The 25430-nt window shown below is 45.9% G+C and carries 22 protein-coding genes; 11 read left to right on the top strand and 11 right to left on the bottom strand.

What is annotated here, in order from left to right:
• The first annotated feature begins 179 nt into the window (after positions 1–179).
• The 5 genes from H735_RS06435 to H735_RS06415 all read left to right on the top strand — a co-directional run bounded on the left by H735_RS06435 (position 180) and on the right by H735_RS06415 (position 5903).
• Entirely contained in the window at positions 180–1607 is a 1428-nt protein-coding gene (locus tag H735_RS06435; protein WP_005442319.1) for a sodium-dependent transporter, read from the top strand.
• 254 nt (positions 1608–1861) lie between these two features.
• On the top strand, positions 1862–3475 hold the full coding sequence (locus tag H735_RS06430; RefSeq protein ID WP_027726592.1) for a methyl-accepting chemotaxis protein: 1614 nt from the start codon (positions 1862–1864) through the stop codon (positions 3473–3475).
• A gap of 49 nt (positions 3476–3524) precedes the next feature.
• On the top strand, positions 3525–4217 hold the full coding sequence (locus tag H735_RS06425; RefSeq protein WP_020194929.1) for a TIGR01621 family pseudouridine synthase: 693 nt from the start codon (positions 3525–3527) through the stop codon (positions 4215–4217).
• A gap of 31 nt (positions 4218–4248) precedes the next feature.
• Complete coding sequence (locus H735_RS06420) at positions 4249–5181, top strand: class I SAM-dependent methyltransferase (protein ID WP_020194928.1); 933 nt, start codon at positions 4249–4251, stop codon at positions 5179–5181.
• Between the two features lie 326 nt (positions 5182–5507).
• The gene (locus H735_RS06415) at positions 5508–5903 is read left to right on the top strand and encodes a hypothetical protein (RefSeq protein WP_020194927.1); all 396 of its coding nucleotides are present in this window, start codon (positions 5508–5510) and stop codon (positions 5901–5903) included.
• Between the two features lie 55 nt (positions 5904–5958).
• Here the strand turns inward: H735_RS06415 and H735_RS06410 are convergent, their stop codons facing one another.
• The 3 genes from H735_RS06410 to norR form a co-directional block, all read right to left on the bottom strand.
• Positions 5959–6999, bottom strand: a complete 1041-nt coding sequence (locus H735_RS06410; protein WP_020194926.1) for an FAD-binding oxidoreductase — start codon at positions 6997–6999, stop codon at positions 5959–5961.
• Positions 7000–7075: 76 nt separating this feature from the next.
• Positions 7076–8737: a hydroxylamine reductase gene (hcp, locus tag H735_RS06405; protein ID WP_020194925.1), complete on the bottom strand. Its 1662-nt coding sequence runs from the start codon at positions 8735–8737 to the stop codon at positions 7076–7078.
• A 543-nt stretch (positions 8738–9280) separates the two neighbouring features.
• Positions 9281–10810 carry a nitric oxide reductase transcriptional regulator NorR gene (gene norR, locus H735_RS06400; protein WP_020194924.1) on the bottom strand — a complete coding sequence of 510 codons (1530 nt, stop codon included), beginning with the start codon at positions 10808–10810 and terminating at the stop codon, positions 9281–9283.
• 272 nt (positions 10811–11082) lie between these two features.
• Here norR and H735_RS31330 point away from each other — a divergent pair, with 272 nt between their 5' ends.
• On the top strand, positions 11083–11235 hold the full coding sequence (locus H735_RS31330) for a hypothetical protein (RefSeq protein WP_020194923.1): 153 nt from the start codon (positions 11083–11085) through the stop codon (positions 11233–11235).
• A gap of 69 nt (positions 11236–11304) precedes the next feature.
• Here H735_RS31330 and H735_RS06395 read toward each other — a convergent pair whose 3' ends face one another.
• From H735_RS06395 to H735_RS06360, 8 genes are all read right to left on the bottom strand, one after another.
• The gene (locus H735_RS06395; RefSeq protein WP_020194922.1) at positions 11305–11913 is read right to left on the bottom strand and encodes a CDP-alcohol phosphatidyltransferase family protein; all 609 of its coding nucleotides are present in this window, start codon (positions 11911–11913) and stop codon (positions 11305–11307) included.
• Complete coding sequence (locus H735_RS06390) at positions 11906–12553, bottom strand: ATP-binding cassette domain-containing protein (protein WP_020194921.1); 648 nt, start codon at positions 12551–12553, stop codon at positions 11906–11908. The genes H735_RS06395 and H735_RS06390 overlap by 8 nt, the downstream gene beginning before the upstream one ends.
• Positions 12519–14228, bottom strand: a complete 1710-nt coding sequence (locus H735_RS06385) for an ABC transporter permease (protein WP_020194920.1) — start codon at positions 14226–14228, stop codon at positions 12519–12521. The genes H735_RS06390 and H735_RS06385 overlap by 35 nt, the downstream gene beginning before the upstream one ends.
• Positions 14229–14237: 9 nt before the next feature.
• Complete coding sequence (locus tag H735_RS06380; protein ID WP_020194919.1) at positions 14238–15395, bottom strand: ABC transporter substrate-binding protein; 1158 nt, start codon at positions 15393–15395, stop codon at positions 14238–14240.
• Positions 15396–15732: 337 nt separating this feature from the next.
• The gene (locus tag H735_RS06375; RefSeq protein ID WP_005442307.1) at positions 15733–16410 is read right to left on the bottom strand and encodes a TVP38/TMEM64 family protein; all 678 of its coding nucleotides are present in this window, start codon (positions 16408–16410) and stop codon (positions 15733–15735) included.
• A 69-nt stretch (positions 16411–16479) separates the two neighbouring features.
• The gene (locus H735_RS06370) at positions 16480–17250 is read right to left on the bottom strand and encodes a heterodisulfide reductase-related iron-sulfur binding cluster (protein WP_005442306.1); all 771 of its coding nucleotides are present in this window, start codon (positions 17248–17250) and stop codon (positions 16480–16482) included.
• Positions 17247–19043: an FAD-dependent oxidoreductase gene (locus H735_RS06365; RefSeq protein WP_020194918.1), complete on the bottom strand. Its 1797-nt coding sequence runs from the start codon at positions 19041–19043 to the stop codon at positions 17247–17249. Before H735_RS06365 ends, H735_RS06370 begins: the two co-directional genes overlap by 4 nt.
• 21 nt (positions 19044–19064) lie before the next feature.
• On the bottom strand, positions 19065–20048 hold the full coding sequence (locus H735_RS06360) for a sulfurtransferase (protein WP_009705802.1): 984 nt from the start codon (positions 20046–20048) through the stop codon (positions 19065–19067).
• A 300-nt stretch (positions 20049–20348) separates the two neighbouring features.
• Between H735_RS06360 and H735_RS06355 the strand changes: the two genes are divergently transcribed.
• The 5 genes from H735_RS06355 (at position 20349) to H735_RS06340 (ending at position 25402) form a co-directional block, all read left to right on the top strand.
• A complete protein-coding gene (locus H735_RS06355; RefSeq protein ID WP_020194917.1) occupies positions 20349–22154 on the top strand; it encodes a sensor histidine kinase in 1806 nt (601 codons plus the stop codon).
• Positions 22144–22740 carry a response regulator transcription factor gene (locus H735_RS06350; protein WP_005442298.1) on the top strand — a complete coding sequence of 199 codons (597 nt, stop codon included), beginning with the start codon at positions 22144–22146 and terminating at the stop codon, positions 22738–22740. Before H735_RS06355 ends, H735_RS06350 begins: the two co-directional genes overlap by 11 nt.
• A gap of 167 nt (positions 22741–22907) precedes the next feature.
• Positions 22908–23381: a hypothetical protein gene (locus tag H735_RS06345; RefSeq protein ID WP_020194916.1), complete on the top strand. Its 474-nt coding sequence runs from the start codon at positions 22908–22910 to the stop codon at positions 23379–23381.
• Between the two features lie 3 nt (positions 23382–23384).
• On the top strand, positions 23385–23576 hold the full coding sequence (locus H735_RS31590) for a hypothetical protein (RefSeq protein ID WP_020194915.1): 192 nt from the start codon (positions 23385–23387) through the stop codon (positions 23574–23576).
• A gap of 317 nt (positions 23577–23893) precedes the next feature.
• Positions 23894–25402, top strand: a complete 1509-nt coding sequence (locus H735_RS06340; protein ID WP_027726591.1) for a SulP family inorganic anion transporter — start codon at positions 23894–23896, stop codon at positions 25400–25402.
• Positions 25403–25430 lie beyond the last annotated feature (28 nt).

Raw genomic sequence — 25430 nt, 5'->3', positions numbered from 1 at the left:
ATGATACATTTGTGCGATAAATGTGCTGATCGGGGTTCCAATTTTAAATTGAAACTGCTTTACTTGCCATACATAGAGCGTCATACAAACATCTTATAAAGTGTACATTATTTTTTACACGAGCATATTCTAGACGCCTATCTCTATGCAAACACAACAATACATTTTGGAGAAAAAGCGTGGCTACAAATACAGCAGCACCACGTGATACGTGGGGGTCTAAACTAGGCTTCGTAATGGCAGCAGCGGGTTCCGCTGTCGGTTTAGGCAATATATGGAAATTCCCTTACACAGCTGGTGAGAGCGGCGGCGGTGCGTTCGTTGCAATCTACCTTCTATTTGTTATTTTTATCGGCTTTAGCGTAATGCTTACTGAATTCGCTATTGGTCGTAAGACAGGTCTTTCAGCAGTAGGTGCTTTCAAATCTACTGACCGTCGTTGGACATTTACGGGTGTTATCGGCGTACTAAGTGGTCTACTTATCATGGGTTTCTACCCTGTAGTAGGTGGCTGGGCGCTAGCGTACATCTTTAAAGTAGGTGGTGGTCTACTAAGTGCTCCTGAAGCCATCGGTGACAGCTTCGGCGGATTCATTTCTGATCCAGTTCAACCGCTAATGTGGATGGGTGTTTACCTGTTCCTAAACATCGTTATCGTAATGAAAGGTATTTCTGGCGGTATCGAGAAAGCGGGTAAAATCCTAATGCCTCTTCTATTCCTTATCCTGATCGTTGTATCAGTGAAAGGTCTGATGCTACCGGGCGCAATGGCAGGTCTTGAGTTCCTATTCATGCCAGACTTCTCGAAAGTAGACAGCAATGTCGTTCTAGCGGCGCTAGGTCAGGCATTCTTCTCTCTAAGCCTAGGTATGGGTTGTATGATGACTTACGGTTCTTACCTGAAGAAGAAAGAGAACCTAGTTCAAACAACTGGTATGGTTACGGCAATGGACACGGGTGTTGCAATCCTAGCGGGTGTAGCAATGTTCCCAGCAATGTTCGCATTCGGTATGGAGCCAGCAGCAGGTCCAGGTCTGGTATTCGTAGTTGTACCTCAACTGTTTGCTGAAATGGGCGGCGTAATTGGTCTTCTATTTGCTCTGATGTTCTTCATCGGTCTAACAGTAGCAGCACTGACGTCTTCAGTATCTCTACTAGAGGTTGTGGTTTCTTACCTAATCGATGAGAAAGGTCTGAAGCGTTCAACGGCGGTTATCTCTGCAAGTGTCGTAATGGCAACACTGTGTGTGTTCGCTTCGCTATCACTTGGTGGTGTTGGTCCAACACTATTCGGTACGGGCGCATTTGATATCTTCGACCTACTAACGGATAAGATCTTCCTAGCAGTTGGCGGTATGTTGGTATGTATCTTCGCAGGCTGGCGTCTAAACCGTGCAGACCTAGAGAAAGAAATTACTAACGACGGTAAAGTCTCTTTCCCACTGTTTGGTCTATGGTATAACCTAGTTAAATACGTAATCCCAGTTGCTATCGCAATCGTAGCCTTCATGGGTATCAAGTCTGGTTTCGACAGCGGTAAAGGCGAAATCATGCTACTAGGTATTGGTATCATCGCAGTCGCTGGTATCTTCTCTAGAAAGCTATAAATATCTAGATTAAACAAACGATAGAAAGCGGGAGTCTTAACAGGCTCCCGTTTTTTTATATTTATCATTTATAATAATGAGTTAATTCATATTAATTATGGGTATTAATTGTGAGATCACTCGCAAAGAGATTTAGATCACAAAAAAATGTATTAAAGTTGCAGTTGTTCGTTCCGATAATCCTTACAAAGCATGTGTAAATGTGTGGATAAACCAAGTTAAAAAATAGAAGACAAGGGTAAGGAAGGTTATTAGTGACAATGTCTGTTCGTAAAAAACTGTACGCGAGTTTCGGTGCCATTTTGGCAATCATGCTAGTGATGATAGGGATTATTACATTAGAAGTGTTGAACTCGCACAAAGTAGCTGATGAGGTGAGAACGGACGATGTTCCTGAAACCGTTAACTACTTAATCTTGATTGATGAAGCAGGTGACGTGTACCGCGATGCTTTAGGTAGCATCGTTAATGTTGCAGGTGCTCAAGCGGATTACCAATCCAACAAGCTAGAGTTTGCAGCCGCAATTGAAGAAGTGAAGCGTCTTGAGACGGTTGGTGGGGAAGATTACCGTAACATCGAGAAGATGGAACGTTACATGGCGAACTTCACCCAAGATTTTGAATCTCAGGTGCTAACCAATCTTGGTTTAGAAAACGTTGAAGAAAACGTTGCGCGCCTTCGCTCTCTTTATGACGCTAACCTAGCGCCGATTGAATCTATCCTTGATGCAGCATCAACGGATGGTCGCCAAAGTACCAGTGAAGCGCTACTGGATCTTTCTGATTCATTTAACAGCATTGAGCTGACGATTTATGTACTTGGCTCGATTGCGCTTATTGCAACCGCGGTTATTGCGTACTTGTTGTCTAACTCGATTACTCTTCGTTTAAGTAAGCTGGACGAGCTGGCGCAACGTGTCGCTGAAGGTGATTTAACGGTAGAACCGATTGAAGATAAATCGGGTGACGAGTTGGCTAACCTAGCGACTTCCCTAAATAAGATGCAAGCATCATTGACTAGCCTTATTGGTTCAATATCGCTCGTATCGGAAGAAGTGAAATCGGTTACCGGCGAGCTGTCCGTTGTGAGCCAAGATATTGTGTCGGGTGCAAGTAGCCAATCTGATAAAGCAAACTTGATTGCGACTGCGGCAGAAGAGTTGAGCTTGACCATTTCTCAAGTTGCCGAGCAGGGTGCTGCGACGTTTGAAGAAGCACGCAAGTCGGAATCAACCGCTGAACAAGGTCGCACCGTAATTGTTGAGATGGTGGAAAGCATTCAGCAAGTATCACAGCAAATGTCGGATATGTCGGTGCAGATGAACAGCCTAGGCTCTCATGGTGAGAAGATCGGCGCGGTTATCAAAGTGATTGAAGACATTGCAGAGCAGACGAACCTGCTGGCATTGAACGCGGCAATTGAAGCCGCGCGTGCAGGTGAGTTTGGTCGTGGCTTTGCTGTGGTTGCAGATGAAGTACGCGCACTGGCTGAACGCACAACGAAGGCAACACAAGAGGTTGGTGAGATCATTCAAGCGATTCAAGTCGGTACTCAAGAGGCCGTGACTTACACGGAAGATGGCTGTCGTTTGGTTGAAATTGGTGTGAGTCAAAGCTCGGGTGCAGTGAACTCATTGGAAGAAATCGTTTCTGGTGCGGCGCATGTTCAAAGCATGGTGAACTCAATCGCGACGGCAGCGGAAGAGCAAACTGCAGTGACGAAAGAAATTGCGGCTGACATTACCTCGATCAGCGATATCTCAAACCGTTCATTACAATTGGCGAATGACAGCTCGCAAAGCGTAGAAGGTCTGAACCGTAAAGTTCAAGAATTGGAAGCGCTGGTGGGTAAGTTTAAGCTCGCCTAATTGCTTAGAATCGGTATACTTCTGGCTCCAAACGTGGAGCCAGTTTTTTATGTTCGACATCCTACACACTCATCCAGATTTTCTGATCATCAATAAACATCCCAACGTCTCAGTACATAAGGACGATGGTGATACCATGTTGCTGCAAGAAGTAGCGAAACAAAGTGGTGATGAGCAGTTGTATCTTATTCACCGCCTCGACAAAATGACGTCTGGAATTTTGCTTTTGGGTCGCAACGCAAAAGCAGCAAGTGCGTTGTCGCAAGCATTCGCAGCTCGTGAAGTCGAGAAGTTCTACCTTGCGATTGGTTCGAAAAAGCCAAAGAAGAAGCAAGGGCTGGTAGTGGGTGACATGGAGCGCTCTCGTCGTTCCTCATGGAAACTGGTCAACAGCAAAACGAATCCCGCGATTACCCAATTCTTCTCCCTCGCTGCAGAGCCGGGAGAGCGCCTGTTTTTATGCAAGCCGCATACTGGTAAAACACACCAAATTCGCGTGGCATTAAAATCAGTTGGCTCGGGTATTGTTGGCGATCCTATTTATAATGCAGGCAATGAAGCTGACCGTGGCTACTTGCATGCATTTTCGTTGTGTTTCCCATATCAAGATGAAACGCATTGCTTTGTTTGCGATCCACGTGAACACAAAGCGCTTGGCAGCAAATGGCACAATGAAACGGTATCCCAAGGTATCGACACTTGGCTCTCTCCGTGGGAGCTGAACTGGCCTACGATTAAATAACCATCACAAAGAAAACGAATAAGAGAATTCGATGCAAGCATCACAACTTCCGCTGTTTTTTCAGCATTTAGAAGCCGAGCTAACACAAGCTCCCAATGAAATCCGCCGACTGTTTCACGGTCGTGGTCGCCGCTTCGAAGGTTTAGAGCAAATCACGTGTGATTGGTTACAAGGTCAGTTGATCATCAATCTATTTAAAGAAGTGGATGAGACGTTTCTTAGCGAATTAAAAGCAGGATTGAACGCGTTAGCTGAATCTGCTCTTTGGGCAGAGAAACAAGGTCGCACGATCGTGATTCAGTACCGTTACGCTGACGGTGCACCTTCAGAAGTTCTGTTGGGTGAGCTAGATGCTCGACCTGTGGTTGAAGAAAGTGGCTTAAAGTACCAGTTAGACATCGGTCGTAACCAAAACTTCGGTCTGTTCCTTGATATGCGCTATGGTCGTGATTGGGTTCGTGAAAATGCGAAGCACAAAAACGTACTTAACTTGTTTGCTTACACGTGTGGCTTCTCGGTTGCTGCAATTGCTGGTGGCGCAGATAAAGTGGTTAACGTGGATATGGCGAGAGCATCGCTATCTAAAGGCCGTGAGAACCATAAGCTGAATGGTCATAACATCAACCAAGTGAGCTTTATGGGGCACGACATCTTTAAGTCGTGGGGCAAGATTAAGAAGTCGGGTCAGTACGATGTGATCATCATTGATCCGCCGTCATTCCAGAAAGGCAGTTTCGCGTTAACCAAAGACTACAAAAAGATTCTACGCCGTTTGCCAGATTTATTGGCAGAAGGTGGTCAGGTGTTAGCGTGTGTTAACTCGCCATCAGTGACCAGTGATTTCTTGATTGAAAGCATGAAGGAAGAAGCGCCAGAGCTAACATTCCGCGAGCGTTTGGATAACCCGCCAGAGTTTATGGATGTAGATAGCGAAGCTGCACTGAAGGTTTTACTGTTTAGTTAAGGTAAATGGCTTTTCCATTACCGGCTTATTTGATTGAGAAGTTAAATAAAACTTTTGACTTCTCAATAAAAATTAAATAACACTTGTCATATATGATTAGAATAATTATGATTTGTGTCTAAGTATTTATATTTAACCAAGGCTCATACATTTGAAATATTAAATGTAAATGTGAGCGTTTCATCGTTATTTTAAAATGAAACTGAAAAATACTTTCAATTTTATTAGTGATTATCATTAAGTTATTAAATTAATCTCTTTTACTTTTTTCTCTATTTTTAATTAATAGAAATTGAAGTTTGGTTATAAATTTAGAGGTTAATAACATGGTAATAAAAAAACTCCCACTTCAATTGTTGGCTATCACTCTAGTTTGTTCGTTTTCCGCTCCTTCATTAGCGACAAGTTACTCCGCGCTTGTGTGTATTGAGAAAGAGCGCATTTCGACACTGAACTTAGGGTGGGTTAATGATGGTCAGCCGGGCGGTGTAGATGGCGGTAATGTTATTATGGTAAAAACGTCGTCAGGTGAAAAAATTCCCGCACATCATGCTTTCAACATGAACAGTTATCCTGGCAAAGGCATCTTAAGTGTATTGAAAGATGCAGCTACGAATCGAAATAAAGTGACGTTCATAGATAACTTAAGTGGAAACTGTAAGACATTTGATGAAGTCATTGTGCATTATAAAGGTGGTTCTTGTAGCCAATGGGATTGTTAGTAAATAACTTAGATTAATTTTAAAATAGCCTACAAATGTAGGCTATTATGATTTTTTAAATCTGTACTTCAAGATCGGATTCAATTGTCGAAGAGCAGGCGAGTACGTAACCTTGTTCAATTTCTTCTGGGGTCAATGTCTCGAGGCTGGTTGAAGAAACGCTGCCTTTGCGAACCTTACACTTACAAGAGCCACAAATGCCGCTTCGACAAGCGACGATCAAAGGTAATCCAGCGCCTTCTAACAAATCAGCAAGGACTTGGCCTTTTTGCGCATCGATCGTTTGAGCAAAATCAGGCACTGACACACTGGCCTTTTCATCTGACACTTCAGCTTCTTCACTGGCTGTAGGAGTAAAGCTTTCTTGGAAGAAGTTCGCCATATCAAAGCCAAGCTCACTCAAGTAGCTTTGGACATCAAGCATAAACTGATTTGGACCGCATAGATAAACCGTGCGCTGTTTAAAGTCGGGCACCAGTTCTTTTAACCACTCGGTATTCAAACGACCTTCTGGGTATAGTGTTTCACCACGGTTTTTTAGCAGCAATTTCAAATTGAAATCTGGATAAACCGAATGGTAGGTCTCTAGTAAATCAAAGTAGATGGTTTCCGGCTTAGAACGGGCAATGTGTAGGAACTCAATATCAACACCAGCGTCGTTGCCTAGCCATTCTTTTGCCATCGCGAATACAGGTGTAATGCCACAGCCCGCACTAATGAGCAGTGCTTTCTTTCTACCGTTGACCTCGATTGGTGGATGGTCAATGCAGTTGAAATCACCCGTAGGAGGAAGCGCTTGAACTGTATCGCCAATGAGAAGCTTATCGATGATGTAGTTGGATACCTTACCGCCTTCGACACGCTTTATCGTTAGTTGCAGACAGTCGTCACCGGAAAGAGAGCTGAGAGAGTAAGCACGAAACTCCATCTTGCCATCGATTTCAACGCCAAGGTTGATGAACTGACCGGCTTTAAATTCAAACAAGAGCGACTCTGACAGGTCTGCCAACTTGAGGCTCACTGCATCAGCAGTTTCATGGTATTTGTCTACACAGCGTAACGTGACAGGTTGACTGCCTTGCCATTCAAAAAACATAACAATCTCTTTGGTTGTCGAGTACTCAATAGATAAAAGCGCCCCCAATTAAGGGGGAGCGTGATAAGCAAGGTGATTACGCTGCTAGGATGGTTTTAAGATCATCCTGAACATTACCAATGCTACGCATATCGAATTTCTCTTGGATAATCGCAATCAAGTTTGGCGTCAGGAATGCAGGCGCTGTTGGACCCGTGTAAATGCCTTTCACACCAAGAGCGAATAGCGTAAGTAGGATCACAATCGCTTTTTGCTCGAACCAAGACAGAACAAGCGTCAGAGGGAGCTCGTTGATATCGCAATCGAACTCTTTCGCAAGTGCTAGTGCAAGCTGGATTGCTGAGTACGCATCGTTACATTGGCCCACATCCAATAGGCGAGGGATGCCATTGATGTCGCCAAATGTGTTCTTGTTGAAGCGGTATTTACCACAAGCCAGCGTTAGGATTAGCGTATCTTCTGGTGCTTCTGCAGTGAAGTCGGTGTAGTAGCTACGTTCTGCTTTGTCACCATCACAACCACCTACTAGGAAGAAGTGTTTGATGTTGCCTTGCTTCACTTGGTCGATAACCGCTGGTGCTGCGTTCATTAGTGCGTTGCGACCGAAACCAACCGTGATGTTGTGTTCGATTTCGTCATGTTGGAAGCCTTCTTGCGCTAATGCACATTCAACGACTTGGCTAAAATCATCACCTTCTAGGTGAGCGACACCCGGCCAACCAACAATGCTGCGTGTGAATAGACGGTCTGCGTATTGGCCAACGTTCGGGTTCAATAGGCAGTTTGATGTCATCACAATCGCGCCAGGGAAGTTAGCGAACTCTTTCTGTTGGTTCTGCCAAGCGCTACCGTAGTTACCCACTAGGTGAGGGTATTTCTTCAGCTCTGGGTAGCCGTGTGCAGGCAGCATTTCACCGTTGGTGTAAACGTTAATGCCTTTGCCTTCAGTCTGTTGCAGGATTTTCTCTAGATCGTGAAGGTCGTGACCAGAAACAAGAATACATTTGCCTTTCACTGGCTTAACGTTAACAGTGGTTGGCTCTGGGTGACCGAACGTTGCTGTTTCACCATGATCCAGCATTTCCATCACTTTGTAGTTCATAAGGCCAATGCGCATCGAGCAGTCTAATAGCTTACCTAGGTCTTCAGGGTCTGTGCCTAACCAAGCCATGATTTCGTGGTATTCCGCGAAGATGTCATTGTTGGTTTGCTCTAATACTCGTGCGTGCTCCATGTACGCTGCAGCACCTTTTAGACCGTACAGGCAAAGTAGGCGCAGGCCGATAACGTCTTCGTGTACTTGGTCTTTACCACGGTTTACTGCCACTTGAGGAGCAAATGCTAAGATTTCTTCTGCGCTGTTTGGCAGTTCGAAGTTCGCAACGTTAGGAACGTTCAATACGACTTCGTCAGCAAGTGTTGCGGCAGACATGACTTGGTCTTTTAGCAGTGCTTTGTATGTTGCTGCCTGAGAAGTTAGCTCAAGGATACGCTCAGGATCGAAGTTTACGTTAGTCAACGTAGAGAAGAATGCTCTTGGAGCCCATTGGTTGATTTCATCATTGATGATGTTGAATTCAAGCGCGCGTGCTGCCCAAAAAGAAACCCCTTGCAGAGTGTAAACCAACACGTCTTGTAGGTCGGATACCTCTGAAGTTTTGCCACACATACCTTGTGCGAAAGAACAGCCTTTTACAGCCGGGGTTTGGATTGTCTGTTCACATTGAATACAGAACATATTGGGTTCTCCAGTGATTGTAGTAATAGTCGTTTTGTTTTTCCTTTTAGAGCAGAATGCGTGCCAATCATTATCTTGTTGATTTTAAATGATTTTGTTGCTTTTGAAGTGCGTGATTGATGTGATTGTGACAACGCGAATGATGTCCAAATGACAACGAAAATACAGATGTGATGAGAAAAGCAACGCGCGAGAAACGCTTTAACAATCGAAAGTGGAAGTACTTGTTAAACAGGAGAAAAGTTAATGAAGTTGTGTGGAGAAAGAGATTCCCTATTGCGCGCCTCTGTAGATTTCGGGAGTGACGCAATAGGGCTGCTGAAAACTTCGTGAGTTTAAAGAGTCAGAAGAAGGCGGAGACTAGAGCTGTTTAATTGTCACTAATGTGGAAGAGAAAATGAAATGCGTGAAACCAGATGGGGCAGTTAGCCAATGTATATTGGTGTTGGGTGTCATTCCGGACGAGTCTAAGTGAGCCATCCGGAATCCCTCTGTTCAAGAGGTAACTTTTTCCTTCTAGAAAAAAGAGCGAAGTAGGGTACTTTATTTGCTAATGCCGAGCTTTTTACCCATGCGATACAAGTTGCCTCGATCCATTTGTAAAAACTCTGCTGCTTTTGCCCAAACACCGCCAGTTTGGCTCAAAGCGTGTTCAATCAAGTCTCGTTGATAACTCTCTACAAGCTCGCGCATTGGCTGACTCTCTTTCGGCAAGTAATGCGATGTGTTTTTTACATCATCCAATGCCAATGAAGTATCAAAGTGATTGAGCATGATAGTGCTCGCGCCTTGTTGAATGGCATGTAACGCTGCTCGCGTTAAGGTGTGTTCAAGTTCTCGAACGTTACCATACCAAGGCAGAGATTCTAGTTGAGTCAGTACCTTAGGGTGAACGTGAAGGTTTGGTGCGTTAAATTGCTGACGTACTTTTTCTAACAAATACCCCGCAAGAACTGGAATGTCGCCATCACGTGCACGCAGTGGTGGTACTTTGATTGGGAATACGTTTAAGCGATGGAACAAATCCGCACGGAATGTGCCATCTTCCACTTCTTTTTCTAACTGTCGGTTGGTGGCTGCGATGATGCGCACGTTAACCATCAAATGCTGATCGCTACCCACACGTTGCAACTCACCTTGCTGGATAACTCGTAGCAGTTTTGCTTGTAAAATCAATGGCAATTCACCCACTTCATCTAAGAAGATTGTACCGCCATCAGCCAATTCGAACTTACCTGCACGATGACTATTGGCTCCGGTAAAAGCGCCCTTTACGTGGCCAAACAGTTCGCTCTCCGCCAGACCTTCGGGTAGGGCGGCGCAGTTTACGTAAATCATCGGCTTATCATTACGATGAGATTGAGCATGGACGGAGTGAGCCACAAGCTCTTTACCCGTCCCCGTTTCTCCCGTTACTAATACTGCGTAATCTGATTGAGCAACGGTCGCAATGTTGTTTCGTAATTGATTGATTTGTGGGCTTAAGCCAACCATGTCACCGTGTTGTGAGCGCGCCTGTTGGATCAGGGTTTGTGTGACGCTCTTTTGCTTCTGGTTCTGCGCTTTAAGGGCTTTTAATTGCGCAATGTTACGTAGTGTTGCCGCCGTTAGTGCTGCGAATGTTTCGATTGCTACCGGATCGATATGGTCAAACGCGCCAACCGCTAGTGCATCCATGGTTAATGCGCCGACAAGCTGCCCCTCAACGTACAAGCTAAAGCCCATGCAGTCATGGACGTCAATACATTGGTCTTCGGTTAACAGTGTTCCGTCAAATGGATCGGGTAGGGCGCAGTCGGCATCAAAGCGAACAGGCTCGCGACTATGAATGATGGCATCCAAACGCGGGTGAGCTTTAGGAAAGTAACGGCGACCGAGTACTGAGCTCGACAAACCTTTTACTGCGACTGGCGTGAGAAAACCGTCTTCATCAAAGATAAACAGACAGCTTGCATCGCAAGGGAAGACTTGTGCCACCCCGTCAATCAGGTTTTGATATTGCTGCTCATGAGAGCGATTTGAGCTCAGATTGAGTGCGATATTGAGAAGTACGTGGTCGACAGTAGGAGTCATAACAAGCCCAGAGTTATCTTGAATGGGCTCATGCTAGCAAGTTGATGTCATTTGAACATCGAAAGGTGTGAGAGATTGATGTTCCATTGACGACGATCAAGTGACACAACAGAACTGTGATACAAACAAGTGCAACTGATTGAACTTAAGAGCTAGGAGTGAGAGATTCAGCCTCCGCAAATAATATTATTCGAAATTGAATTTTTTTCGTTGACCTGAAGTTAACTTGAGCTTTTATCCTCCACCTGTAAAACACGTCAGGAGGATAGGGTATGCATAATAACTACATTAAAGAATTGGTCATAAAGAGCTACCAAGAGGACCTACAAAAAGAGTATTACCGCGCTAAGCAGCGGACGTGGCATTTTCCGAGTTTTGTCTCTGGAATTGTGGTGACGCTGGTGGTGAGTGGGATGCTTTATTGAGGGATGATGGAATAGAGATTCCCGACTGCATTCCTTCGTTGCAATCAGGAATCTCTCTTGAAGTTTTGTTTACGGTTTCAGCGTATGAAACCCGGAGTAAATACGCGTAAAAGTAGTAAACCAACATGCTGCACCAAAGATGTACGCAATCACGGCAAAATGTTGCGGGAACAAACAGAACAGCACGAAGCAACCTATGGTCTCTGTGCCTTCTGTCAGGCCGCTCATGTAGTACAGAGATTTGTGCTTGTAGACAGGGTTATCGATACCACGTTTACCCGCCATGATCGCAAATGCTAAGAAGCTGCTTCCTGTACCAATAAACGAGAAGATCAAGAACGCGCCCGCGACAGCGTTTTGTTCTGGGTTTGCTAGTACAAAGCCAAATGGAATCAGAGAATAGAACAAGAAATCTAAGCTTATATCAAGGAAGCCGCCCGCATCGGTGATGCCTTGAATCCTCGCTAAAGCACCATCCAATCCATCACAGATTCGATTCAGTAGAATAAACGCCAATGCAAGCGTGTATTGCTCTGCCATCAATGCAGGTAAGGCAAAACAGCCAAGGGCGAAGCCAAACAAGGTGGTTTGGTTAGCTGTCACGCCACATCTATCAATGAGTTTTGCGCTTTGTGCCAATGGCCACTTAATGATTTTGATACTCAGGCTATCAAGCATGGCTTGTCTCCCAAGGCCAGTTCAGGCAGCGACTGCCCTCAGGAATATCATCCTCATCGTGAGTCACCATTAATGCAGGAATGTGGGCTTGTTGAAGTTGCTCCACAACCCAATTGCGAAACTGTACGCGCAGATCTTTATCGAGCTTGCTGTATGGCTCATCGAGTAGGGCAACTTTCGGTTTTGCCAATAACATGCGGGTGAGAGCAATACGTGCGCGCTGGCCGCCAGAGATTTGATCAGGGAAAGACTCTGCAAGTTTAGTTAGCGAGATGTGCTTCAAAGCCTGCATTGCACGCTCTTTGCGCTCTGCGCCTTTGATTGAATCGGGTAGCGCGAAGGCCAGATTCTCCCACACGGTGAGGTGCGGGAAGAGCAAGTCATCTTGGAACAGAATACCCACCTGACGTTTGTGTGCAGGTAAAGCATCCAGCTTTTCGTTATCGAGCGTGATTGAGCCTGAATAGTCGAACTCGGAAGACAGGTGACCAGCAATCGCATCCAACAAGGTGGATTTTCCACAGCCGCTTGGGCCCATCAGGGTAACAATTTCACCTTTCTTTACGGTCATGTTGAACGCAGAGAAAAGAGTGTCGCCATTGGTTTTACGGATGGCGAGGTTTTCGAGACAAAGACTCATTCGGTAGTAAACCTTTAATAGACAACCGGCGATACTTGACGTGTAAACGACTAAGTAGAATCGCAAAAGAGAAGAACATTAACGGCAAGAGCGCTTGCCAAATTGCGTAAATCGCGGTGACACGACGGTCGAAGCCACTTGAGAGGGCTACCGCTTCTGTTGTTATTGTGCTGATGCGACCTGCGCCCAGCACGAGTGTTGGTAGGTATTGCGCCAAGCTCACACTAATACCCACAGCCCAAGCAAAGGCAATGGCAGGCAGAAGAATCGGCAACTTCACTTTCAACCAAGCTTGCATTGGTGATTTACCAAGGCTAAGAGCGACACGAGTCAAACCGTTGTCGAAGCTGCGCCAAGGCCCATCCAATGACAGGTAAACGAATGGGAAAGCGAAGAAGACATGTGCCCAGCACACCCAGAAGAAATACGCATTGCTGTCGAGATACAGAGTAGCGACCTGCATACCAAACAACACAGAAAGCTGTGGGATCAACATAGGCACAGCGATGATGTAACCCGGCACCTGCCAACGGTAGCGTAGGCGGTACTCATGAGCGATCAGCGCCAATACGAGGGCAACAGATGCACTGATAACTGCAATCAACATGCTTTGCTCTAGCGTGCCAAGAATGCTTTGCCACTCGTATTCCCAAAAACGTAAGCTATAGCGGCTTGGTAATAAGTCAGGAAAACGCCAACGCTGTGCAAAGCTCCATACCACCATCAAAGGCACCATTAGCAGTGCGAGTAGGGCAATCATAGAGAACAAGGTTTTACCCGGTAAGCGGAAGCCGCTACGGCCGGAGTATTGCCAGCGTTTGAAGCCTTTGGTAACGCTCCATTCGACGAGTCGTGCAAAACCAATCAAGAGGCTCGCAATGGCAAACAGCACCACCGCTCCCGCCGCTGCTCTTGGTAGGAGTGACAAATCAGGATCGTTAAACCACTGCCATACCAACACTGCAAACGTAGGAGGGTTGGTTGGACCGATAATTAGCGCCACATCCACAACGGATAAGCTGTAAGCCAGAACAGCCAACATTGGGAAACGCAGTTTCGCTAACCATTGTGGGAAAACACATTTCCACCACGCTTGCGCGGAACTGTAACCCATCGAATGACTGACTTTTTCAATCTTCTCAACTTTTAGTTGCTGAAGAATAGGAATGCTCATCAACAATAAAAACGGCACTTCTTTAATGGCAAGCATGACGATCAAACCCAGTGCGTGTGGGTCTTTGATCAACAATGCTAAGTCATTCACTGTTTGCGCATTTGGATCGTAACCAAACAATTGATTGAGCACGCGAACACCCATACCTGTTGGTGCGAATAGAAAAGCGAAACCAATAGCAAACGCGACATGCGGCATTGCAAGAAGAGGGGACAGACTCATTTCAATCTTGCGCCAGAACTTGCTACCCCATGAGGCTTGAAGAATCGCGAAAGTGATCAAACAAGCAAGGTAGCTGCTGAAAATGGCGGAATAGAAAGTCAGTCCAATCGACGTCCACACACCTTCCCAGTCAAACACAGCATGAAAGCCATCCAGTGAAAAGTGGTGCAAACCGATAGGGGGTACATAGCCGAGCGCAGACACCACCACCCCGAGTAGTCCCGGGATGGTTGGTAATATACAAACTGCGATAATAACTAGATACAGCGCTCTTAACATGGGTGTGTATTAATTTCCGTAGCGTTTCAGCCATTCTTTTTCTAACGCTGCTTGCCAGCTTGGATGTGGCTCCGCGATAGATTTGAACTGTTGAGTATTCTTAGCCGTGCCGGTTAGGTACTGGCTGCTTAGCACTGAAGGATCACCCCAGATGTTGATATCACCTTTGCGAGATTGTGCTTCAGGGCTCAATAAAAAGTTTATAGCAACTTGCGCGCCTGCACTGGCATTTGCGTTCCAAGGAATCGCTAAGAAGTGGATGTTCGACAATGCGCCAGCGTCCATTGCGTATGCTTTGGTACTTTCTGCTAGGTTACCGCTTGATTGTGCTGAGAAAACCGCGTTCGGGTTGAACGTGACAGCTAGGTCAATCTGACCATCATCTAGCAGTTGTACGGTTTCTGCTGTTCCGCCAGGGAACTGTTTACCGCCACGCCATGCAACAGTGTGGAATTCATCTAAGTAAGCCCATAGAGGCTGCGTAACGGTTTTGAATGCTTCGTCGGTCACTGGTTTTTGCAGTGCAGGATCGTTGTTACTTAACTCAATGAGCAGAGATTTAATGAAGCTAGTGCCATGGAACTCTGGTGGGCGAGGGTAAGTAAGGCGGTTAGGAAACGCTTTTGCGTAACTTAGCATTTCTGCGTAAGAACTTGGCGGGTTGTTGAGCGTCTCTTCATCGTAGATAAAAACAAGTTGGCCGACACCCCATGGCGCTTCAAGGCCATCAGTCGGTTCTGAAAAATCGACATCTACCGGTAGTGTTTTATCGACATATTGCCAACTTGGTAGACCATCAACAAAAGGACCAAACAGCAGTTGGTTGTCTTTCATTGATTTAAAGTTTTCACCATTAATCCAAACCATATCTACGCTGCCACCGCTGTTCTTCCCTGCGGCTTTTTCTGCGATAAGACGAGTGGTGGTTTCAGAAATGTCGGTGACTTTTACGTGGTTAAGCGTCACGTTGTAGCGAGATTTAAGCTCTTTGCCTGCCCATTGGATATAGCGGTTGATCTCTTGGCTACCACCCCAAGCATGGAAATAAATAGTCTGACCGTCGGCTTGTTGTTCGATTTTTTGCCATTCTTCGGAGTGAGAAGTGGCATAAGAGGAGGTGGCAAAAGTGGTGGCTAAAATGCCAATGGTGCTAAGTAGCTTTTTCATACGTAATCCGTGTTTCTTTATCTTTGTTTTCATTTTGGAGCTTTGTTCGCCTATGTGATGAAAAACGTCTATTTTCAATACTCAACATAGGGGTATAAACAGGCTGAACGCTCCGTTCCCTCTACATGGATAGTAATCTATCTCGCTTTATTATCAACGCGAATTTGATAATAGTTTCATAGAATTATTCGCCTTGTGAGGTCATACCAATTCGCGTCAGTTTTTGGTTTTAAAAGTCGCCAAAAGAGGCACAAACTGTGAGCAAATTAGTAAGAATGAAAAGAGTGCAACTCCCGATAAGTCGCACTCTTTTGGCGTCAATAATGGATAGACCGGATTACTTCGCTAATTCTTCCATGTTGATGCCTTTTTTCTTCGCGATGTATTTTGGAATCAGAGACATGCCAAACAGGATAAGACCCGCAACCGCAAACTTCACTAGTAGCATCGCAGACACACCGTTTGTCGCAATATCACCCGCCATGTAAGCGAAGATGAATGCGCCTGGTGCCATTGTTAGTAGAGAAACCAGAGCGTAAGTGCCAAGGTTGAGGCTGGTTAGACCGTAAGCGTAGTTCTGTAGGCTGAATGGGAATACAGGCACGAGACGCGTCAGGATCAAGAAGCTTGTGCCGTTTGCTGCTACGCCATCGTCGATTTTCTTGAAGATTGGGTTATCGCCAAACTTCTTCATGATGGTGTTACGAAGCAGGAAGCGCGCTACGATGAATGCCGCCACCGCGCCAAGCGTTGCAGAGAACAGTGCTAAGATACCGCCTTTGATTGGGCCAAATACGATACCCGCTACGATGGTGAACGCACTGCCTGGTAGTAGGAAAACACACGCAAACACGAATGCAGCTACGAATACCGCGTAACCCCAAACGCCAAAGCTTGCGATCCAATCTTGTAGGCTCTTGATGTCTGTGATGATTTCAAGGATGCCAGTTTGTTTTGCTGCAAATAGAGCGAGAGCGATAACAGCAACAATAAGAGCGATTTTTACGAATTTCATAAGTTCAACTTCACTTAAACCTAATAATTAAAAAGATGTAGCTACAAAAGCGTAGCTACAGAGACACATCTACACAGACATACACTTGATTAGGCCCGCTTTAGATTTGTAGCGGTTGAACCAAGCTTTCACAGGGCTAGCGAGCACGTTTACTGGCGGCTCATCACCTTGCATGATTACAGGGCCGAACATCAGATCCAGAATGTGCCAAGATTTCGTACCAACACCCATCATGGATGCGCGACAAGCCGAGCAGTAAACCACAACGTAGTCTGTCTCAAACTCTTCCACGCGGCGTTTGATTACGCGTGTTGCGACGTCTGGGTTTGCTGGCACTACCATGCCGCCGAAACCACAACAGCGTGTGTTTTCACGTGTGTGTTCTGGTTCTGAGGTTTTGTAGCCAAGCTCGTTCAAGATCCAGCGGATACCGTCTTGCAGCTCTTTTTCGTAGCGAGTAGAGCAAGAGTCGTGAATGGTAAATACCACGTCACTGTTTTTCGCTTTACCGCGTAGCGCTTCTGGCAGACCGATTTCTGGAAGCAGTTTCCACAATGAAACCGGTTTTTGTGTGCCACCAGATTTCTTGATCATGCCGTAGCAGCTTTGACACGCCACAATGACTTCTTGTGCGTCTAGCTTATCGAAGTCCGCTTGAAGCTGGCCGTAACGCTCTTTGAACTTCTCAGTTTGCCCAATAGCAGCGGTTGGTTTACCACAACACTTCTGCACTGCGCCCATGTCTGGGTACACTTCTTTTAAGTAGCTCGCAATTGCTGCTACGCCTTCTGGTGAGTAGGATGGCAAGCTGCATCCTGGCATAAATACTTTATTACTCATTTTGTCGATACCGCTCGTTTTGCCATAGTGAAGATTTTTGAGAAGCCCAGCTTCTGGTGCATATTGATTGCTTTGTGACCCGGCATTGGTGATTCACCATTGTTTGCCTTAACAAAGTCAGCACGTGCGCCTAGGAACATTTCCTTCATAGGGAAGTCTTTCGGACATACGATGGTGCACTGGTCACAGGCGTTACATGAGTAAGCCATCAGTGGGTCCATTGACTTGTTGTTCACAAAGTCAGAGAAGATGGTCTTTGGACAGTCACTGAAGTCGTTCATCATGATGCACTCGGTCATACATAGCTTGCAGCTACATTGCAGACAGCGAGATGCTTCTTGTTTGATTTGTTCTTCAGTAAAGCCTAAATCCACTTGTGCAAAATCTTGCTTACGCTCTTCAGCGTTACGCAATTCACCGTGTAGGCGAGGGGTATCTACCGTACCTTTTGGTAGTGGCACGTCTAGACGAGATGAGTAGCTGTATTCTTGCTCGAAGTCGCGACCTTCAGTCAGTGGGCGAGTCGTTAGGAAACGCTCAACACTCATTGCGGCTTTGCGACCTAATGCCATCGCTTCAATCACGATGTTACCGCCACACGCGTCACCGGCTACGAAGACGTCTTCTAGGCTAGAAGCTAGCGTTTGTTTATCGACTACGTAACGGCCGCCGCGAGTTTGTTCCAGTGCGCCGCCAGTGATGTCAGCCACAACTTGACCCGTAGCGAAAATAACCGTATCCACAGAGATAGTTTTGCTTTCTTCGCTGTACTGAGGTGCAAAGTTGCCTTGCGCATCAAAGATAGACACTACTTTCTTGATAGTGATGCCGGTTACTTTGCCGTTTTCATGTTCGATAGCAACTGGGCCCCAACCTGCGTTGAACTCGACGCCTTCTTCTAGCGACTCGTCGATTTCGATTTGGCTTGCAGGTAGATTCTCTAGGCTCTCAAGCGAACATTGGTAAACGTCGCTTGCACCGATACGCCATGAAGAGCGCGCGCAGTCCATTGCCACGTCACCGCCGCCGATAACCATCACGCGTTTGCCTGCACGTGGGAATTGGCGAGTTTCAGAAATCTCTTTCAAGTACTCAACCGCAGAGAACACGCCGTCGTTGTCGTGACCTGGTAGCGGAATGATAGAGCCTACGTGTGCACCGTGAGCCAGAATCACAGCATCGTGTTCGCTACGTAGAGTGTCGAAGCTGATGTCTTTGCCGATTTCAACGCCGAAACGAGTCGTCACACCTAGCATTGCTAAGTAGCTGTATTCGAAGTCGATAACGTCGCGTGGTAGACGGTATTCAGGGATACCCACACGCATCATGCCGCCGTATACGTCTAGCTTTTCATAAATTGTTACTTCGTGGCCTTGACGACGAAGCTCAATAGCTGCCTGCGCGCCAGCAGGGCCTGCACCCACGATCGCGATGTGCTTGTTGGTTAGGGGCGCGATGTTAAGATCCCAGTGATCTTGGTTATCCAGTTTTTCTGCAACGAAGCGTTTGATGCCTGCAACGCTGATTGGCTGACCGAATTCAGTGTTACGACGACAAGAAGCCTCACAAGGGTGTGCACAGATGCGGCCAAGCGTTTGAGGTAGGAATAGTTTGCTGCGGATCAGATCCAAAGCACCTTGGAAATCACCTTCGCCTGCCATGCGAACGTATTGTTTTACGTCTGTGTGCATTGGACATGCGGTTTGGCATGCCGGATCGGCATCACCCATACAGCCATCGACAATCATTTGCGCGGTGTCGTATAGCTTTTGGCTAAAAATTACATTGTTCATTAACTGCGGTTTCCGTGTTGATTAGCTCTTGCCGTTGATAACGTTCACTTCAGGATTCTTCTGCTCGTAGTGAGCATGGCTGTACTCGATCCATGAGCCGTCGTAGTTGTAGACGCCTTCTGCACCTAATACTTCAGTAAGAATCATGGTGGTGTGGGCAGAGCGAACACCAGATTGGCAGTAAGCGATAACTTTCTTGCCTTTGATGATGTCGCCGTAAAGGGCTTGCAGTTCTTCTGCTGATTTCAGCGTTGTGTCTTCGTTCAACGCTTTGGTCCAGTTAATGTGAACACTGCTTGGGATAGTGCCCGGACCGTATGCGCCAGACACCGCTACTTCACCGCTAAATTCGTCGTTGCCGCGCGTATCTAGGATCACCCAATCAGGGTTGTTTTGTGCTGCGATAACCATGTCTAGCGTTGCTAGTGTGTTGTTGTCTTGTTTCGTGTTCGGAGCTTTGTATTCAACCGCTGCAACGCTTTGGTTTGCAGAGCCAGTTGGGAAACCTGCGCCCATCCAAGCGTTTAAGCCACCGTCTAGGTAACGAACGTCTTGGTGACCAAGGTTATGGATTTGCCAGTAAAGACGCGCAGCATCGTGGTGAGAGCCTGCCGCGTAAACGACGATTGTGCTGTCAGTGGTTGCACCGAAGCTACCTAAGATGGTCTCCATCTCTTCTGTGCTGTTGCTCATACCGCCGAAATCGTAAACGCCTTCTGCCGCAGAGTAATCGTTACGCCACATAGTGTAAGAGCCAGAGATAGGGCTGTCTGGCTTGATAGGGTTTAGCGCGCCGATCACAACCACGTCTTTATCACTGTCCATCAGCGATTTCAGTTGTTGTGCAGAGATGAAGTGCTCTGGGTGAGCGTATTCAGTGAACTTTTGCTCTTGTGCTGCGGCATCCACTGTCACTGCTTCAGCTGAGAACATCGTATTGTAAGCTGAGTAGCCAACAGCTGCGACAGCCGCCAACACACCCAACGCAATCGTCGATTTTTTCATGAGTTGCTTCCATATTTTAATTTTAAGTTTTTCTGTCGAAACTTCGATTTTTCGACAGTTAGAATGCTTTTGAAGGGGAGTTGCTGACATGAACGTTTTTTATTCGTTAGAGATGTTCATGGCTTGAAACAGATAAAATGTGCTCTACCCCTTTATGGGTAAGGCATTCTGAGGAAAACGTTTAAATGACGATATTGTGGTTTCCCACAATAATGATGTGGGATTGATCTAAAGCAACAAAGTAGTAGGGGGGAGTGGTGCTAAAATGTGCCACAACCGTGTTTTGGTAGTATCTCGTAAGTGATTGATAATTATTCTCAAAAGTTAATTCTTTTCATTTGTACTCTCCTCTTTTTCTTTACCTCTTTTGGGTTTGCTAGTGAACAAAAAGCGAATAGAACAGACTATGATGTTGGCGTTTTAGCACTGCGCGGGCACGCACATGCGCGAGAAGCATGGCAACCGACTTTAGATTGGTTAGAGGCTCAAAATCCTGGTTATAAATTCAACTTACATACTTACGACTTTGACCAACTTGAAGACGCGTTTTTACACGGTTGGCTCGATTTCATCCTGACCAGTCCGGGACAGGCGACCAAACTTGCTCGCGAGTACCCAATCAACTGGTTGGCAACGCAGAAAACCGCCTACAGTAATTTGCCGAACAAATCGATCGCATCTGTTGTGGTGGTGCGTGAAGCTTCACCGTACAAAACGCTACGTGACATCAATAAAGCGAACGTTGCGGCAGTATCAGAAAAAGCGTTTGGTGGATTCTTAGCCCTGCGCTACGAGCTAGATAAATTGGGTTACTTCAACTCTTCTTTCTTCGAAAAGATCCACTTTACTGGCCCGCCGACTGATCAACTGATTTTGGACGTGATCAAGAATGATCTCGATGTCGCGATCGTGCCAGCTTGTACTCTGGAGAACATGGCGAAAGAGGGGCGTATTCAGCTGCATAACCTGCGCGTTCTAAATGAAAAACGTCCTGCCGATTCTGTTTGTGCGGTGAGTACACCTTTGTATCCAAACTGGACGATGGCAATGACAGAGCGAGCGCCTGCGGATGTGGGACAAATGGTGGCGCAAACCTTATTCGCAATGCCTGAAGAGCACCCAGCAGCGGTTGCTGCGAATAATGTGGGATGGATGTTGCCAGCGCCGAGCATCAATGTTGATAAAGTCTACAAGCACTTAGACATGCACCCATTACAAAAATCTTGGGGGCAAAAAGCACAAGAGTGGCTGCATAAGAACCAAGCGATTGCGATGGCCTCTTTACTGACTTTGTTGCTATTAACGGGCTATCACTTCTGGTTGGAGTGGAAATTCAAACGGAGCCGAGAAGAGCTGCAAGCAACGATGAACGATTTGCGTCGTAAGAGCTCGATGCTTGAACATGCTCAGCGAATTACCATTGTTGGTGAGTTAGGAAGTAGCCTCGCGCACGAAATCAATCAACCGCTTGCAGCAATCAAGAATTACAGTCAGGGCGCGAAAGTGCGAATGGAGCGGGGCGCGACAGCAGAAGAAATGTCGCCAATCCTCGATAAGATTCAGCAACAAGTTACGTCCGCGAGCGATATTATTCAGCGTCTTCGTAGCTTGATAAACAAAACGCCGATTGAAAAGAGCTGGGTAGATTTACCTTTCTTAATCGAAGAAGCGATGAAGCTGGTGGATTACGAATTTCAGCGTCATCGTATCCAACTTGGTGTGCTGTACTCCGGCGAACCGCAAAAAGTGTTTGCTGACGTTACCGGTTTGCAGCAAGTCATTCTTAATGTTCTGAACAATGCTAAAGACGCCTGTTTGAGCCATTCACCGAAACGAAAAGATTTGTACGTGGATCTGCACGTTAGTTTTTGTGATGAGATGGTCATCATTGATGTGACCGATAACGGAATTGGTATTGAAGAAGAGAGCACGCCACTTGACCAAGCCTTCTACACCACCAAAGAGAATGGGTTGGGTTTAGGTTTGGCGATTTGTCGTGATGTGCTTGATGCCCACCAAGGCAGCATTCAATTTAGGTCAATTGAGCCAACGGGGTGTCAGGTGACCATTGTATTACCGTATCAGGAGGCTTGTCATGAGTCGTAACCTTTGTCCGCTCTATATCGTTGATGATGAAGAGCCAGTATTGGAATCCATGGCGTTTATGTTGGAAAGCTATGGTTATGAGGTTGAGACTTTCTCTAGCGGGATGGCGTTTCTCGATAATGCCGATTTATCATCACCCGGTTGTGTTTTGCTTGATAGCCGCATGCCAGAGATGAGAGGCCAAGATGTTCACCACTTCATGAACGAGAAATTCAGTCCAATCAGTGTGATTTACTTGACAGGACATGGTGACATCCCGATGGCGGTGGATGCGCTCAAAGATGGCGCGTTAGATTTCTTCCAAAAGCCCGTTGATGGCAACGCTCTGGTGGTCGCCGTAGACGATGCGATGGCACAGTCGATCAAAAACTGTGAAAAGCTTGGTGCAAAACAAGTTCTACAGAATCTGACTAAGCGCGAAAGAGAAGTGCTTGGCTTAGTGGTGAAAGGAATGAAAAACCAAGAGATGGCGGATTTGTTGTGTGTTTCTCTGCGAACAATTGAAGTGCACCGTTCTAACGTGATGAAGAAACTCGAAGCGGAAAGCCTTGCTGTACTGATTCGTAAAGTTGGACATTTAATCTAACAAAGCCGTATTTGGTGAACAAAGCGCATAATTGTGGGTCAATGAATCTATTCAGATCGAAGTAACTACGGTAACTCAATGATAATTAGGGAAAGGTTTGCTCATTTAGTATCTGGAAGATAACATCAGTAACCAGAATAAACCTTACTCTTAATTAGAATCCAACTATGTTTGTCGATACCGTAAAAAGCGCTTTCTCATCATTGAGTGCAAATAAACAGGCTATTGCGAAAGCAACGGCGTTACCCATTCTCCTTTCTTTGATGCTGGATCTTGTTTTGAACTCAGCGCAAGGGGATGTCGCTCCTATTCTTGTTCAGATCCTGATGGCTCTTTTATCTGCAATCGTTGCAATCAACGTTCACAGCATCATTTTGAAAGGCCCTCAGTCTGTGCCACAGTGGGGACGTTTCACGTTTGGAAAAATCGAAATGTGGTTTATCGGCCACTACTTGGCCATGACCGTGGCGGTGGTCGCAGTGGCTGCGATTTTCGCGATGATTAATCTTGTCCTTGCAGCTATCGCGCTATTAGCGTTAAGCGTTGTGTGTTGCCGATTAGTCTTGGTTTTTCCTGCCATCGCGATTGGTAAAGGTGTTTCTTTTCCTTACGCGTGGAATCTTACTAAAGGCCATACCTGATACATGATGAGTGTTGTGGTTATTGTGCCGCTTCTGTTTGGTTTGGCTATGTCCCCACTTGCGTTTTTACAGCTTCCTTTCCTGATGAGTCTTTTAAGCTTCTTTGTCACGATTGTTGGTATTGCCATTCTTTCCAAAGCTTATGAGCAATTAAGTGGCTTTGATGGAGAAGGTTACTCTCAGCAGTCATTCTAAAAACGGTTGGTGAGATAATCCCTTATCCTGTAAGGCATAGAGATGATAAGAACGCTTCCTTTGTGAGGCGTTTTTTTGTGGCTTTCTGTAGGATTATTGACTTCGTTTTGTAAGAATTGATTACAATTTACATTTTTATAGTGATATAAAGCACACTTCTTTTGAGGGCTGCACTCGCTGTTTGCCCTCATTTTTCGGCTCATCAACAGGAAAAGGAAGGTGCTTTTTGCTCATTAGTCCGCCTTAGAACGATCTCTCAGATGCGTTTGCATCACTCCCTTCACCGTGCGCAATGCACCAACTAAGGCAATACGTTTATGAGAGATTTATGTTTAAATTTACAAAAGATAAAAGATACTTGGTTCAACAATGTTAAAGGAGATTGTTTATCAGGAGTTGTTGTAGCGCTGGCACTTATACCAGAAGCTATCGCATTCTCTATTATCGCGGGATTAGACCCTAAAGTTGGTCTATACGCCTCGTTTTCAATATGCGTCGTTATTGCGTTCACAGGCTCAAGGTCCGGAATGATTTCCGCTGCGACAGGAGCGATGGCGCTATTAATGACCACCTTAGTCAAAGATCATGGTTTGCAGTATCTGTTAGCGGCTTCTTTTTTCGCTGGTGTGCTTCAATTATTGATTGGGTATTTGAGACTAGGGGACCTAATGCGTTTTGTATCCAAGTCGATTATGACGGGATTCGTTAACGCTTTGGCTATCTTGATCTTTATGGCTCAACTGCCTGAACTGACGAACGTTTCTTGGCCAGTTTATGCGCTGACTGCGTTAGGATTAGCCATTATTTATCTGTTTCCATACTTACCTAAAATCGGAAAAATGCTGCCTTCTCCATTGGTGTGCATTATCTCGGTGACGGTGATTGCGTTGATGTTTGATATCGATATCCGAACAGTTGGAGATATGGGGGATTTGCCCGATTCGCTCCCTGTGTTCATGATTCCCGATATTCCCTTCAACCTTGAAACGCTCCAAATAATTTTCCCGTATTCGTTAGCACTCGCCATTGTTGGTGTGCTGGAGTCTCTTATGACGGCATCGATCGTTGATGAGCTCACTGATACGGAAAGCGAAAAGAATGATGAGTGTAAAGGGCAGGGCATTGCTAATATGGTGGCGTCACTGTTTGGTGGCATGGCCGGATGCGCGATGATTGGTCAATCGATGATCAACATTCAATCTGGTGGTAGAACACGTTTGTCTACGCTTTGTGCAGGTGTGTTTTTACTGATTATGGTGGTGTTCTTAGGAGATTACCTTAAGCAAATACCGATGGCTGCTTTGGTTGCTGTGATGATCATGGTTTCTATCAGTACGTTTTCTTGGCGCTCTCTTGCTGAGATGCGTAAGCACAGTTTACCAACTAACGTGATCATGGTGTCCACCGTCATTGCTGTTGTTGCGACTCATAACCTCGCAATTGGCGTGTTAGTCGGCGTTTTACTTGCGTGTGTGTTTTATGTGAATCAAAGTCGCACCTTAATGAAGGTATCGGATGAGGTCATCATTGATAATGACCATACGATTCACAAAGTACACGGTCAGATCTTTTTTGCTTCTGCTTACAGCTTTACCGATATGTTTGATTTTGAGAATGCGACTAAGTACATCACGATAGATTTATCTGATGCGCACTTCTGGGATATCACGGCAATATCTGCATTAGATAAAGCGATCATCAAGTTCCGAAAAGGTGGCTCTATTGTCGCTGTGAGAGGAATGAATGAAGCAACGCTGGATATGATTGATCGCCATGCGATTTATGATGACCCGGAAAAGCTTGCTAAACAAGGTATGGGACACTAGAAACAAAAAAGCAGCCAAAAGGCTGCTT

The sequence above is a fragment of the Vibrio owensii CAIM 1854 = LMG 25443 genome (genome assembly GCF_000817815.1).
Lineage (GTDB): Bacteria > Pseudomonadota > Gammaproteobacteria > Enterobacterales > Vibrionaceae > Vibrio > Vibrio owensii.
This window is presented reverse-complemented; position numbering and strand designations above follow the sequence as displayed.